The 11,406-nt window shown below is 56.3% G+C and carries 11 protein-coding genes; 7 read left to right on the forward strand and 4 right to left on the reverse strand.

Annotation, left to right across the window (positions count from 1 at the left end; translation table 11 throughout):
* Window positions 1-100: 100 nt before the first annotated feature.
* Both Q0510_RS00660 and Q0510_RS00665 read right to left on the reverse strand, forming a co-directional pair.
* The gene (locus tag Q0510_RS00660; RefSeq protein ID WP_298707312.1) at window positions 101-586 is read right to left on the reverse strand and encodes a hypothetical protein; all 486 of its coding nucleotides are present in this window, start codon (window positions 584-586) and stop codon (window positions 101-103) included.
* 139 nt (window positions 587-725) lie between these two features.
* A complete protein-coding gene (locus Q0510_RS00665) occupies window positions 726-1,598 on the reverse strand; it encodes a DNA-processing protein DprA (protein ID WP_298707314.1) in 873 nt (290 codons plus the stop codon).
* 182 nt (window positions 1,599-1,780) lie between these two features.
* On the opposite strand from Q0510_RS00665, the gene Q0510_RS00670 reads away from it, so the two are divergent.
* The gene (locus Q0510_RS00670) at window positions 1,781-2,662 is read left to right on the forward strand and encodes a methyltransferase domain-containing protein (RefSeq protein WP_298707316.1); all 882 of its coding nucleotides are present in this window, start codon (window positions 1,781-1,783) and stop codon (window positions 2,660-2,662) included.
* A 74-nt stretch (window positions 2,663-2,736) separates the two neighbouring features.
* On the opposite strand, the gene Q0510_RS00675 is transcribed toward Q0510_RS00670, so the two are convergent.
* Together Q0510_RS00675 and Q0510_RS00680 are read right to left on the reverse strand one after the other, a co-directional pair.
* Window positions 2,737-3,531 (reverse strand): TerC family protein, encoded by a 795-nt coding sequence (locus Q0510_RS00675; protein WP_298707318.1) that lies wholly within the window; start codon window positions 3,529-3,531, stop codon window positions 2,737-2,739.
* A 3-nt stretch (window positions 3,532-3,534) separates the two neighbouring features.
* A complete protein-coding gene (locus Q0510_RS00680) occupies window positions 3,535-4,566 on the reverse strand; it encodes a quinone-dependent dihydroorotate dehydrogenase (RefSeq protein WP_298707319.1) in 1,032 nt (343 codons plus the stop codon).
* An 81-nt stretch (window positions 4,567-4,647) separates the two neighbouring features.
* Between Q0510_RS00680 and Q0510_RS00685 the strand changes: the two genes are divergently transcribed.
* The 6 genes from Q0510_RS00685 to Q0510_RS00710 all read left to right on the forward strand — a co-directional run.
* Complete coding sequence (locus tag Q0510_RS00685; RefSeq protein ID WP_298707321.1) at window positions 4,648-5,154, forward strand: RNA polymerase sigma-70 factor; 507 nt, start codon at window positions 4,648-4,650, stop codon at window positions 5,152-5,154.
* Window positions 5,155-5,220: 66 nt separating this feature from the next.
* The gene (locus Q0510_RS00690; RefSeq protein WP_298707323.1) at window positions 5,221-6,186 is read left to right on the forward strand and encodes a FecR family protein; all 966 of its coding nucleotides are present in this window, start codon (window positions 5,221-5,223) and stop codon (window positions 6,184-6,186) included.
* A 31-nt stretch (window positions 6,187-6,217) separates the two neighbouring features.
* On the forward strand, window positions 6,218-8,866 hold the full coding sequence (locus Q0510_RS00695) for a TonB-dependent receptor (RefSeq protein ID WP_298707324.1): 2,649 nt from the start codon (window positions 6,218-6,220) through the stop codon (window positions 8,864-8,866).
* A gap of 1 nt (window position 8,867) precedes the next feature.
* Window positions 8,868-9,713 carry a DUF4249 domain-containing protein gene (locus Q0510_RS00700; protein ID WP_298707325.1) on the forward strand — a complete coding sequence of 282 codons (846 nt, stop codon included), beginning with the start codon at window positions 8,868-8,870 and terminating at the stop codon, window positions 9,711-9,713.
* 48 nt (window positions 9,714-9,761) lie between these two features.
* Window positions 9,762-10,940, forward strand: coding sequence for an acetyl-CoA C-acyltransferase (locus Q0510_RS00705; protein ID WP_298707326.1), 1,179 nt, complete (start codon window positions 9,762-9,764; stop codon window positions 10,938-10,940).
* A gap of 231 nt (window positions 10,941-11,171) precedes the next feature.
* The coding region (locus tag Q0510_RS00710) for a hypothetical protein (protein WP_298707327.1) at window positions 11,172-11,406 on the forward strand (235 nt) is incomplete at its 3' end.

Genomic DNA, 11,406 nt, shown 5'->3' on the forward strand with positions numbered 1-11,406 from the left:
ATCACCCCGTTACGCTGGGCAACACCCGCCTGCGCACGGAAACCGCCGGGCTGGTAGGCTGTACGCTGCTGGCGGCGGCGAATAACGGATAAATGCAAAATTAGTCCCGGAAAGTGCGTGCAAGGAATACGCCTATAATCGTTTTTTCCGGTAAGGCCTCCAGGATGAGATCCTTGCAGGCCACGAAATGTGTGCCATTGGTGATCGCATCGTCGATGAGCACCAGGGTCGGATGAAGTTCGGGGAAAAGGCCGGTTTCCAGTGTTAACAGTTGCTTTAATGCTTTGGGTTTGGGTCTTTGCCCGTTTTCGTGGGAAGGAGACCGGTCCTGGGTCAGCGTCAGTAATGGCACTGCATTATGCTCGTAGCCTGCCACGCTGTTTTGCGCAATCTGCCACATCCTGTCGTCATGTAAGGGATGATGGAGTGTTTTGCTGGGAGGGATCGGGACGATGGTAAACGGGGATTTATGCGCATAGTTCAGGTATGGAAAGGTGTGTCTTTTCATCAGCATTATCGCGTCACTGATTGCTGAAATTTTGTGCCGGTAAACAGGTTCATCTTTCTTGCCGACTGACTTTTTCAAGTTACAGATTAAACTGTTGCCGGGAGAAAAGTCGTAAGGTTGCCTCGGAAAATAATCATACATGTAATAGCACTCGTCCGTTGTTCGGAGGTGCGAGTGCTCCCGAAGCATGCTTTCGTCAATAGGATACAATTCCATATCAAAGGTTTTTTAGGATGTCTTCATATGTTTTAACCCTGATAGCGCCTTTTTCCTGGAATCTTACTGGCCATTCTACCGATGTATTTCCGAAACAGCTGTCCAGGATGAATAATTTTCGTCCCTGATCGAGTGCTGCTTTGCCTTGAATCAGTGTGCCGGAGGTGGCGCCTGCTTCTATGATAATAGTGGCGTGTGAAAGAGCGGACATCATTTTATTCCGCTCCGCAAAGAATAATTTTTGTTGTGTAAATGGAATATGCTGATAGTGATAAAACGGAACCTGGCTGAGTAACAAATGATGCTGAGCGATAAATTGCTGCAGGCCGGAATTTGATTTCGGATAGAATTTATGTAGTGGTGTGCCGATCACGGCAATTGTTCGTCCTCCGTTTTCAATGGCTGCCTGGTGAGCAGCTGTGTCAATTCCTTCAGCAAGACCGGATACAATGGTAAGTCCATCCCCGACAAGGAGCTTAGCCATCTTTTTTGCTCTCAGCACCCCGTCTGCACTGGGTTTTCTGGTGCCTACAATCGCAATGCCGGTACCTGACAACAGCGAGAGGTCTCCCGAATAGTAAACGCCTTCGATATGATGCTGTGTGTCACCAAGCCGGGCGGGGTACATGGCATGACCGCGATGCATAAAACCAATGTTGTACCCGACTTGCGGATTGGAAAACAAATCGGCGAAATACGTTTCAAGTTCCGGTATATGCCGGTTGCCTGCAATTTCCGACGGCAGTTTTCCGGACTTTCTGAACAGTTCGCCAATTGATTTCACAGAGGCACTTTTATTGGCCCAGAGCGTTTCGTAAGCGATCAGCTCACGGATTGGTGAATGCGCATTGTCAATTATTTGTGGTGCTGACATTGCATCGGGTTATTTCTGTAACGGTATGGATGTAATTTAAACAAATTTTCTGTCATAAGCCTTCGCTGCGTTACGTGTAATTGATGATAGTACGGCTGGCTGTTGGGCCGCTAGGCATTGATGCCTACCCGGTAAGCAATATTTCCCATTCCCTGCGCGGGCGCCCCGGTATAGTTTTGCCCATGCTTACGAGTACACTTGCCGGCGCCATGAACGACGTGTTCCTGGCCGGCCCCGAAGCGTCCGATTATCCCCGGATCAACGATTACTTCAACCGTGCTTATCGCCACGATCCCGAAGCATTTTCACTGGAATTCGAATTGCTGCGGCAACAACATGCCGCTTTCAATTCCCTGCAATCCATCGCCGGTTATTGCTGCGCCAAGCCTTACGGCTACGCCGGTGATTTCGGGCTGATCGACCGGCTCTACATGCATTACATCGGCGACGGCGATACCATTGCCCGGTGGGATGCTTTTGCACAAGCCCAGCCTGCCGCCGTTGCCGTGCGCAACCGCAAAGCGTATTTCATCAACCTGATGGCGGAGCGGATGCCTGCCCGTGTGCTGAATGTAGCCAGCGGCCCCGCCCGTGATGTGCTGGAGTTCTACGCGAAATGGCCGCAGGCGCCCGTCACGGTCGATTGCCTGGAATACGACGGACAGGCCATCCGCTATGCGCAATCCCTGCTGGAAGGCAATGCGCGCGTCCGGTTCACGCAACAGAATATCCTGACCTGGAAGGCGGAAGGGGCGTATCCCCTGGTCTGGTCTTCAGGGTTGTTCGACTACTTCTCCGACGCGGTATTTGTGCGGGTGCTGCGGAAACTGCTGCTGTGTGTGGCGCCGGGCGGCACATTGGTGATCGGGAATTTCTCGGACGAGAATCCCAACCGCGCATTTATGGAAGTGGGTATGCAATGGTTCCTTCATCACCGCAGTCCTACCCGGCTGGCAGTGCTCGCCCGCGAAGCCGGTGCCGGAGACTGGAAACCGGAAGTGCACTGCGAGCCCGCGGGCGTCAATCTTTTTCTGCATCTGCATCGTCCTGCCACAGCGATATAAATTTCAGACAACACCGCAAAAAAAAGGCTGGCCCGCGTTCTGCAGGCCAGCCTTTCATGCGTTTAACCGCAATATTATTTCTTCCCTTCGATGTCGGTTTCTTTCGGGCCGCGCAGCTCCACGGGTTTGGCGGGCTTTTGCTTGCGTACGCGCATGTTCAGCAGCTCCACCGCGAAAGAGAACGCCATGGCAAAGTACACATAGTTCTTCAGGTGAAGGTCGTGCACGGCTTCGGGGTTCCAGCCTTCGATGATGAGGATGCCGCCCACCATGATGAGGAACGACAGCGCCAGCATTTTCAGCGTGGGGTGCTTGTGGATGAACGCGCTGATACGCGGTGCGAACGAGAACATGATGAACATGGCGATGATGACGGCAATGATCATGATCTCCACGTGCTTGGCCAGGCCTACGGCGGTGATGATACTGTCGAACGAGAACACCATATCGATGAGGATGATCTGGCCTACGACGTTGGCGAGCGTTGCGCCGGCTTTGCCGCCGCCGGCATGCGTTTCTTCCTCCTCGCCTTCCAGTTTGTGGTGGATTTCCAGCGTGGTTTTGATGAGCAGGAAAAGGCCGCCGGCCAGCATGATGAGGTCTCGCAGGCTGATGGCGTTGCCGAAAACGGTGAACAGCGGTTGCGTGGCGCGGATGATGTAGCCGATGCAAAGCAGCAGTACGATGCGCACGGCGATGCCGGTGAACATCCAGATGCGCCGTGCCTTCAGCCGTTTTTCTTCCGGCAGCCGGTTCATGACGATGGAAACGAAGATCACGTTGTCGATCCCCAGCACCACTTCCATAACGGTGAGGGTGAGGAGACTGATAAGGGAATCAACGGTTAGTAATTCTTGAAGTGCTAACATGGGTTATGGTTGAATAGATAATCCCTGGCAGATTTTCTTCACGATGGTAGGCCCTTCGTAAATGAAGCCGGTGTACACCTGTACGAGGCTGGCGCCGGCGTCGAGTTTTTCCTGTGCGTCGGCGGCGGTGAAGATGCCGCCCACGGCGATGATGGGAATGCTGCCGCCGGACTTTTGCGAGATGTAACGGATGACTTCCGTGGCGCGCTCCCGCACGGGGCGCCCGCTGAGGCCGCCCATGCCGATCTGGTCGAGCTCGCTTTGCGGGGTCTGCAATCCTTCGCGGCTGATGGTCGTATTGGTAGCCACCAATCCCGCCAATTCCGTTTCCCGGACGATCTCGATGATATCGTCGAGCTGTTCGCTGGTGAGATCCGGCGCGATTTTCAGCAGGATGGGCTTGGGTTTTGATTTTTGATTGTTCAGCATCTGCAGGTGGTGCAGCAGCTGTTTGAGCGGCTCCTTTTCCTGGAGGGCGCGGAGGCCGGGTGTGTTGGGGGAGCTAACGTTCACCACGAAATAATCCACCACGTCGAACAGCGCGTGGAAGCATTTTTCGTAATCGCTCACGGCTTCTTCGTTGGGCGTCAGTTTGTTTTTGCCGATGTTGCCGCCTACGATGATATTGGATTTGCGTTGCTGCAGCCTTTTGGCCGCGGCGCGCACGCCTTCGTTGTTGAAACCCATTCGGTTGATGAGCGCTTCGTCCTGCGGGAGGCGGAACAGGCGGGGCTGGTCGTTGCCGGGCTGGGGCAGGGGCGTTACGGTGCCGATCTCCACGAAACCGAACCCGAGATGGGCGAGCTCGTCGATATACCGGGCGTCTTTATCGAATCCGGCGGCGAGGCCTACGGGATTGGCGAAAGTGAGGCCCCAGATCTTGCGTTCCAGGCCGCTGTTTTTAGGGCGGCAGATGCCATCGAGCACATTCTTGCCGAAAGGCAGCGCGTTCACGACTTTCAGCCCGCGCATCACGCCATAGTGTATGCGCTCAGGGGGGAAGCCGAATAGTATTTTTTTGATAAAACCGTACATGTCGCGCAAAGATATAAAATTGCCCAGACCAACGCCTATTTGGTTTATGTATCCCGGCCGCCTAATTTTGCCGCAACTATCATGTTGGACCTCGCTGCATTTGAAAGGCTCTTCCGGGAGCATCACAGCCACTGTCTTGCCTTTGCCGTGCATTATACCGGCGACCCCTGGGAGGCCGAGGAAGTGGTGCAGCTCGTCTTCTCCCAGCTATGGGAAAAGCGGGACCAGATCCGTATTGCCGGGTCCGAACGCTCGTACCTGTTCACTTCTATCCGCAATATGGCCATCAGCCAGTGGCGGAAACAGCAGGTGCGGACCGAAAAAGAGACTTCTTTCGGGAAGATGCAGGAGGATTCGGTCCAGCTGTCCGTCCAGGCGCGGGAGCTGGAAGGCCGCCTGGAGCTGGCCCTGGCAAAGCTGCCGGAGCGTTGCCGGGAGGTGTTTGTCCTGAGCCGGAAGGAGCAGCTCAAGTACGCCGAGATCGCCGCCGTGATGAATATTTCCGTTAAAACCGTCGAGAACCAGATGGGAAAGGCCCTGAAGATCCTCCATGAGGAGCTGCGGGATTACCTGCACCTGTTTTTTTGATATGGGATGGGGGATGGGCGCTTCGGCGCGCGTCATCTATCCGTCTAGCTAATTTTACAACTGTTCATGAGCCATCTGCAGCCCGATGAGGCATTATATTCCCTGTTGTGCAAGTACCTGCTGAACGAGGCGGAAGCCCCGGAGCGTGCGTGGGTGGATGCATGGCGGAAGGAAGGGCCGGCCAACGAGGCCGCGCTTGCCGCTATCCGCCGGCTGATGGAAGCCCCCGCCCCGGCAACCCCCAACTTCGGCATCAGTACCGACAGCAGCTGGGAACGCCTCCGCGCCACCGTTACCGCCCGGCCGGCAGCGGCCGCCCCGGAAGCGGAAATAGTGCCCCTCCGCCGGAGAAACACCTGGTGGATGGCCGCGGCAGCTGTAGCCGTGCTGCTCATGGCGGGTTTCTGGGGACTGAAGCGCCTGGGCTCCGGCGAACAATCGTTCTCCGGCGGCCAAACCGCCGCCCTGCACGACGGCAGCCGCATCCAGCTCGCCGGCAACGGAACGCTGACGGTGGACGAGGACTTCGGGGAAGAAGAGCGCCGCGTCCGCGTGTCGGGCAAAGCGGATTTTGATATCGCTCCCGCCGCCGGGAAGCCCTTCATCGTGGAAGCCGGCGGAACGGAAATAAAAGTCCTGGGCACCCGGTTCACCGTATCGTTCGACACCACCCTGTTCATCCAGGTGGAAAGCGGGAAAATTCAGGTGACGGACCCCTCCCTCGGCGAACCCGTGGTGATGACGGAAGGCATGAGCCTCCGGAGAAATGGCGCAAACGGCGGGTTCGAAGTCTCTGGCCAGCCGGAAAGGCCCATGGTGTTCAGGGATGTTCCCTTCGGCCTGGTAGTGGAAACAGTGGAAAAGAGATATAAGGTCAACATCACCGTCGCAGACCCCGCAATGCTGGAAAAACGGATCACCGTCCACTTTTCCGGCGAGTCGGTTGAAGAAGTGATCGACGCCCTGGCATATATGGTGTCCGCATCCGTGGAATCACCCTCGCCGGGAAGTTATAAGCTGCAACCTTTGTAACCGTTATTTGTCATAGTTAATTGCTTGCAAAATGAAGAAAGTCCTGCCGGGATTATTGCTGCTGGCAATGCTCCCCCTGCAGGTGTTCGCATGGAACTGGCGCACCCGGATCTCGGTCTCCCTTGAAGATCAGCCCCTTTACGTGTATTGTGACCATCTGGAAAAAACATACGGCATCCCATTCAGCTACAGCCGCGACGTCGTGAACCTCAACCGCCGCGTGACCCTCAGCGTCCGGGATATGCCCCTGCGGCAGGTGCTCGACCAGCTCTTCGGCGATAATGGCATCCAATACCGCCGCATCGGCGGGCAACTGGTACTGGCAGCGCAATCTTCTTTCCAGCGCACCATCAGCGGATACGTCGAAGACGCGTCTACCGGCGAAAAACTCATCGGCGCCACCGTCTACGCCCCGCATCTCAAAGCCGGCACCGTCACCAACACATATGGTTTCTACAGCTTCACTTCCCTGCGCGATACGCTGTCGCTCTTCGTTTCCTACACCGGATACAACGCCATGCAGGTGCCTGTTGGAGGGCGCGATAACCGGCAGCTCAACTTCAAGCTCAGCCCTTCCAATACCCTGAAAGAAGTGGAGGTGACGGAAGCGCTCCCCCGGCTGCAGGACCAAACGCAAATGAGCAAGGTCAATATCAGCATGGCGCAGACCAAAACAATGCCCCGGATCCTGGGAGAATCCGATGTTCTCAAATCCATCCAGGCGATGCCGGGCGTGAGCGGCGGCATGGAAGGCACGAGCGGTATCCACGTCAGGGGCGGCAGCCCGGACCAGAACCTCATCCTGCTCGACGGCACGCCGGTGTACAATTCCACCCACCTGTTCGGCATTTTTTCCGTCTTCAACCCGGATGTAATTAAAAATGTGGACCTCTATAAAGGCGCTTTCCCGGCGCGTTACGGCGGGCGCTTATCGTCGGTAGTCGATATTTCGATGAAAGACGGCGACATGTACAATTATCATTACGAATACACCATCGGGCTGCTCGCATCGCGCGTGGCGGCGGAAGGGCCCCTCGTTAAGGGGAAAACCTCGTTCATGTTCACCGGCCGCCGCACTTACGCAGACCTCATCATGCAGGAAATCGCCAATAAAGAATTGAAACTGGGAGAAGAAGGTGAATTCTGGGCCTATTTCTACGACGCGAATTTCAAGATCAATCATATCTTTTCGCCGAAAGACCGCATTTATCTCAGTGGTTACGGCGGGCAGGACAACCTCACCATGCACCGCAACGAAAGCTTCGATTCGATGCAGGGCTCGGCGAAGAAATATCATGAAGAAATGCGCTTCCGGCTGGGCTGGGGCAACCAGGCCTACGCCATCCGCTGGAACCACATCTTCAATCCCCGCCTCTTTTCCAACGTAACGGCCAATTACTCGCAGTTTTACTTCAATACGGATTACCGCTACAAATACATGGCGCTCGATACGCCGCAGGTCCGGGAAAACGACAACGCTTTCGGGCGCTATTATTCCAAAGTCGACAACCTCGGCGCCAAGATCGATTTCGATTACCGGCCCAACCCGCAACATGTGATCCGCTTCGGCGGGCAGGGTACCTGGCACGTGTTCCGTCCGGGCATCGCGGCGTTCAACAACGTGTCCGACGATATGCAGCTGACCGATACTACCTACAACGACCAGACGCATGGCGGCGTGGAGTTGTCATTGTATTTCGAAAACGACTGGAAGATACGCGACTCCATGCACCTGAACCTCGGCGTGCACGGGTCGGCATTTTTGGTCGACGGAAGGGCGTATACTTCCATCCAGCCGCGCCTCGGCTTCCGCTACATGCTGCCGCGAAAATGGGCGCTGAAAATGGCGTACACGGTGATGACGCAATACATCCACCTGCTTACCAACCACGCGGCTACTTTTTTACCGACCGACCTCTGGGTGGCCGCTACGAACAAAGTGCCGCCCATGCATTCGCAGCAACTGGCGCTGGGGCTGGCCAAAACCACGAACGACAACCGGTACGAGATGTCGGTGGAAGGGTATTACAAGCGGATGGAAAACGTGATCCAGTACCAGGAGCAGACGGCGGATTTCAGTGCGGCCACCAAAAGCTGGGAAGACCTGGTGGTGGTAGGCAGCGGCTGGAGCTACGGCATGGAAGCGCTTATTCAGAAAAAACAGGACCGCTTCAAAGGCTGGATCGGCTATACGCTGGCATGGAGCCGGCGCGCTTTTCCGAACATCAACCAGGGCCGCGTTTTCCCTTATAAATACGATCGCCGCCATGAGCTGGAAGTGGTGCTGTCGCAACAGCTGGGCAGGCGATGGGAGCTGTCTGCACAATGGCAATATGCCAGCGGTTTGCCGCTGACGCTGCCGGGGTCGAGCTACGAGATGATCACGGAACCCTCGCCGAACATGCCGCTGCCGCCCGACAATACGGACCCGGTAGACGTTTACCGGGATCAGTACACGACCCGCATGCAGGACGTGCACCGCCTGGATCTGAGCGCAACGTACGTAAAGCAGCGGAAGGTGGCGCGGTACACGCTCTCGTTCGGATTGTACAACATCTATAACCGGAAGAACCCGTTTTTGTATTACTATAAACACGACGCAAGTACGCAGCGGCGCCAGCTGACGATGCTGAGCATCCTGCCGGTGCTGCCGAGCGTATCGTGGTCGGTAAAATTCTGATATGAAAAAGATATTTCCATTCTTCGTTATAGCCGCCATGGCTGCGTGTGAGAAGCCGGCAGACATACAGGTGGACTACGAAGGCGACCGCATCGTGGTGAACAGCCTGATGCAGGAAGACAGCGTGGTGTACCTGCGCCTGACCCGTTCGCAGCCGCCGGGCGCCACTGTTTTTCCGGAGATCAGGAATGCTTCCGTCAGGTTGATGGCGGGTAATGTGCCGATGGATCTGCGATTCCGGGAGATCGGCGGGAAAGGGTATTATGTGTCTGAAATGGCGGCGACGGCGGGCGTAAAATACCAGCTGGAAGTAAGTGCCGCCGGTTTGCCCGCCGTTACGGCGGAAGATACGCTGCCGCGGCGGCCGTTGCTGAGGGAACCCTTTGCCCAGGAGGGCGGCAACCGCGTGAAGGTGTATTTGTCGGACAAGCCGGGGCCCGACCGCTACCGGATCCGTCTGTACAAGGCAAAAAAGCTGGCCGACGGCCGCTATGTGCCCGCAGAGCGCCGGGGATACCGCTTCGATCCTTCCTACAACAACAGTTTTACCGACATGATCACCGAAACCTACCACGAATCCAGCCTCATCCCCGATGAGCGGTTCGATGGGCGGGAGATCCTCGTGGTGTTCCAGACGCGGCAGGTGCTGGTGAAAGACGAAGTGCTGCTGCTGGAGGTGACCGGCCTTACGTCCGCCAGCTGGCAATACCTGAAATCGCTGGAGCTACAGGAGACCGTCAACGGCAACTTTCTCGGTGAGCCGGCGAGCGTTTTTACCAATGTAGGCAAGGGTTACGGCATATTTGCAGGCGTTTCCGTGACATACCTGGAGATACCGGTCAAATAAGGCCGGAATTCCTTAAATTTGGAGAATACCAAACAAAAGGAGATAACCATGCAAGACGCATATATCGTAGCAGGATACAGAACGGCGGTAACGAAATCGAAGAAAGGCGGGTTCAGGTTTTACCGGCCCGACGACCTGGCCGTGGACGTGATCAGGGGCTTGCTGGCCGCCGTACCGCAGCTCGATCCCAACCGGGTCGATGATCTGATTGTGGGTAATGCGGTGCCGGAAGCCGAACAGGGCCTCCAGATCGGCCGGATGATCAGCGTGCGCGCCCTGGGGATCGATGTGCCGGGTATGACAGTCAACCGTTATTGTGCTTCCGGCCTCGAAACCATCGCCATCGCCACCGCGAAGATCCGCAGCGGCCAGGCGGATTGCATCATCGCCGGGGGCACCGAAAGCATGAGCCTCGTGCCTACCGCCGGCTGGAAAACCGTTCCCGCCTACAGCGTGGCCACTACCACTCCCGAATATTATCTTAGCATGGGCCTCACCGCGGAAGCGGTGGCCAAAGAATATAACGTCAGCCGCGAAGACCAGGACCAGTTCAGCCTGCAATCGCACCTGAAAGCCATCAACGCCATCAAAAACGGCTATTTCAAACCCGGCATCCTGCCTATTACGGTGGAGGATGTGTTCGTGAACGAAAAGGGCAAGAAGCAGTCGAAATCCTGGGTGGTGGATACGGACGAAGGCCCGCGCGGCGATACTTCCATCGATGCGCTCGGCAGGCTGAAACCGGTGTTTGCAGCCGGAGGCTCGGTAACGGCGGGCAATTCCTCCCAAACTAGCGACGGCGCGGCTTTCGTGATCGTGATGGGCGAAAAGATGGTGAAAGAACTGAACCTTCAGCCCATCGGCCGCCTCGTGGCCTGCGCTTCGGCGGGCGTGCATCCGCGGATCATGGGCATCGGTCCTGTAGCCGCGGTGCCCAAAGTGCTCCGCCAGGCCGGTAAATCGCTCGGCGATATCGACCTGATCGAGCTGAACGAGGCTTTCGCTTCGCAGTCGCTCGCCGTGATCCGTGAGCTGGGCCTCGATCCCGAGATCGTCAATATCAACGGCGGCGCCATCGCGCTGGGGCATCCGCTCGGCTGCACCGGCACCAAGCTCACCATCCAGCTGCTGAACGATATGCAGCGCCTTCAAAAGAAATACGGAATCGTAACCGCCTGCGTGGGCGGCGGACAGGGCATCGCAGGAATTATCGAAAACCTCGCCTGATCCTGCCGGAATGATTTTTTAATAGCCAGCTTGTCATCAACTATCAGCCGCCGTTGTGTCACTCACTTCGGCGGCTTTTTCATGGTTGGGCAGGCAAAATAAGCCCCCCGATATATAAAATAATACAATTGAATTAAACTTTTTACTAATTTGGATGCAGCATTGGCTGCTGTGGTTGTTATGCCGGCAGTTTCATATGCAACATTTGACCGCTTTTTAACCGTATCCCCGATGGACCGCAGATCGTTTCTGACACTCAACTCCTCCCGCAAAGCCGCTCCCGTCAAAGCTGCCCGGACTTTTACCGGCATATCGCCCTATACGGGAACCTGGGGCACCGCGCAGGTTGTTCACCTGCTGAAGCGCGCCATGTTCGGCGCAGCGCCGGCAGACGTGAGCCATTTCGCAGGCATGAGCATGAACCAGGCGGTCGACGCCCTGCTCGTTCCCAATGCCGCCACGCCCG

This window comes from uncultured Chitinophaga sp., from assembly GCF_937874145.1.
In the GTDB taxonomy this organism is placed as follows: Bacteria; Bacteroidota; Bacteroidia; order Chitinophagales; family Chitinophagaceae; genus Chitinophaga.

Bases quoted from the DNA above. Each gene is read 5' to 3' on its own strand.
- Q0510_RS00665 (WP_298707314.1), bottom strand. From the start codon at position 1,598: ATGTCAGCACCACAAATAATTGACAATGCGCATTCACCAATCCGTGAG.
- Q0510_RS00670 (WP_298707316.1), top strand. From the start codon at position 1,781: ATGCTTACGAGTACACTTGCCGGCGCCATGAACGACGTGTTCCTGGCC.
- Q0510_RS00675 (WP_298707318.1), bottom strand. From the start codon at position 3,531: ATGTTAGCACTTCAAGAATTACTAACCGTTGATTCCCTTATCAGTCTC.
- Q0510_RS00680 (WP_298707319.1), bottom strand. From the start codon at position 4,566: ATGTACGGTTTTATCAAAAAAATACTATTCGGCTTCCCCCCTGAGCGC.
- Q0510_RS00685 (WP_298707321.1), top strand. From the start codon at position 4,648: ATGTTGGACCTCGCTGCATTTGAAAGGCTCTTCCGGGAGCATCACAGC.
- Q0510_RS00690 (WP_298707323.1), top strand. From the start codon at position 5,221: ATGAGCCATCTGCAGCCCGATGAGGCATTATATTCCCTGTTGTGCAAG.
- Q0510_RS00695 (WP_298707324.1), top strand. From the start codon at position 6,218: ATGAAGAAAGTCCTGCCGGGATTATTGCTGCTGGCAATGCTCCCCCTG.
- Q0510_RS00700 (WP_298707325.1), top strand. From the start codon at position 8,868: ATGAAAAAGATATTTCCATTCTTCGTTATAGCCGCCATGGCTGCGTGT.
- Q0510_RS00705 (WP_298707326.1), top strand. From the start codon at position 9,762: ATGCAAGACGCATATATCGTAGCAGGATACAGAACGGCGGTAACGAAA.